Below are 2,336 nucleotides of genomic sequence, written 5' to 3' on the forward strand. Positions count from 1 at the left end.
GCGGTGGCGGCTTTATGCTGATCCGGTTAGCCAACGGCGAAAGCGTGTTTATCAATTTTCGAGAGACCGCACCTCTAGCCGCCACCGCCAATATGTACCTTGATCGCAATGGTGAGATTATCCCCGGCCGCAGTCGCAACGGCTATCTGGCGGTGGCGGTTCCTGGTACAGTGCGAGGTCTGGATCTGGCCTTACAGAAATACGGTACACGCTCGCGTCAACAAGTCATCGCTCCAGCGATCGCCCTTGCTGGACAGGGATTTATCCTGGGGACAGGAGATATAGAAATCCTCCGGAGAAGCGGTGAGAAGTTAAAAGATCCGAGTATGGCGGCGATTTTCCTGAAAAATGGTTCAAAACCCTACGAGGTAGGCGATCGTTTAGTACAGAAGAATCTTGCGCGCACTCTCACCCAGATTGCTCGCGGCGGGCCAGCAGTTTTCTATGGGGGGGAAATCGGCGCGCAGGTGGTAGCGGAGAGTCGGAAACAGGGGGGAATTCTCAGTGCTGAAGACCTGGACACCTATCAGGCATTGGAACAGGAACCCCTACAATGCACCTATCGCGGTTACGATATCCTGACCGCGCCGCCACCTGGAGGAGGGATGACGGTGTGCTTGATGTTGAATATCCTACAAGGCTATGATCTCAAAGCTTCGGGATTCCGATCAACCGATACGGTTCATCGCTTTCTCGCTGCGATGTTGTTTGCCTACGTTGATCGCAATACCTATCTCGGCGATCCGAAATTTGTCCAGATTCCCCTAGAACGACTGCTATCGGCAGAATACGCCGCCTCCATCCGGGAGAAAATCCCAACCAAGCAGGCCTTAGATCCCCGTCCCTTCTATCAAACCATCATTCGAGAGGGCGATAGTACCACTCACTACTCGGTGATTGATCGCACCGGCAATGCGGTATCCGTCACCTATACGATCAACTCGTCTTTCGGGGCCGGAGTGATTGCGGGTGACACTGGCTTTGTACTCAATAATGAAATGGATGATTTCGTCAGTAAACTAGGTTCCCCCAACCAATTTGGGCTAATTCAGGGACGAGCGAATCGGATTGAACCGGGCAAGCGTCCCCTGAGTTCCATGTCTCCCACCATCGTGGTAAAAAATGGCCAGGTGGTACTGATTACCGGAAGCCCTGGCGGTTCCACCATCCCGACAACGGTATTACAGATGATCACCCATACGATCGACTACGGGATGACCGTTGCCGAAGCGGTGAACTATCCCCGATTCCATTATCAGGGAATGCCCGATCGGGTTTTGATCGAACCGAACGCGCTCGCTCCGAAGGTAGTGGCCGCTCTCGAAAAACGGGGCTATACCTTCCAACCTTTTCCGAAATGGGGATCGGCCGAGTCGATTGCGGTCGATCGCTCCCGAACCTTTACTGGTGCGGCCGATCAACGCAGAAACGCAGGCGAAGCGAGGGGATTTTAAGAAAGTACCCAAAAACGGGGTAAATGTCCCCATTTTTTCGATATAAACGGCAATTACCCCAGCAATTCTCATTTTGAAACGATTTTGCGTTGTTTCAGCGATCTAGAGATTCGTTAAGAATTATTAACCCCTCTAGGTGCAAGGGTTTTAATGTCATGAAACCTTAAAATGAGAATTGCTGCAATTACCCAAATCATAACCGGGTAAAGGCATAACGAGCGAGGAAAATTGCCGCCAGAATCCAGGTCACTAGGGACACTTCACGTCCCTTGCCGCTAAATACCCGATCGGGCGGGGTACAATCCATGTCAACAATTATCTCTCTCCCCCTTATCTTGGGGACGTTACTCGGACTTAGCGAACTATCCCGTCGTTACAGGTGGTTCGTGTTTGCCTTTTATGCGGTCATCGAAAATTTGGGTCTGAAACCCCGTCGTTCTACGACGGCTTTACCGTTAAATACTAGCGCATTTACACGATATATTCTAGAATGCGAGGTATGGAAAAAGCCTATTCGTTCCGATTTTACCTCACACCCGAACAAGAGTCGCTATTGCGGCGCACATTGGGCTGTGTAAGATTAGTTGACAATAAAGCTCTCCATCTCAGAACACAAGCTTGGTACGAAAAGCAAGAAAGAGTAGGCTACGCCCAAACTTCTTCAATGCTAACCGAGTGGAAAAAGCAAGAAGAATTAGACTTTCTTAATGAAGTAAGCTGTGTCCCCTTACAACAAGGGTTAAGACATTTACAAACAGCTTTTACTAATTTCTTTGCTGGTCGGACTAAGTATCCTAACTTTAAGAAAAAACATCAGGGAGGAAGTGCCGAATTTACCAAGTCTGCTTTTAAATTTAAAGACAAACAAATCTATTTAGCTAA

At 49.3% G+C, this 2,336-nt stretch carries 2 protein-coding genes; both read left to right on the forward strand.

Features of this window, described 5'->3' with window-relative positions; translation table 11 throughout:
• On the forward strand, positions 1-1,454 hold a 1,454-nt coding region (ggt, locus tag PX481_RS19490), incomplete at its 5' end, for a gamma-glutamyltransferase (RefSeq protein ID WP_288095540.1).
• A gap of 499 nt (positions 1,455-1,953) precedes the next feature.
• The coding region (locus PX481_RS19495; RefSeq protein WP_288095543.1) for an RNA-guided endonuclease InsQ/TnpB family protein at positions 1,954-2,336 on the forward strand (383 nt) is incomplete at its 3' end.

The organism is Microcystis sp. M53603_WE2 (assembly GCF_030065435.1).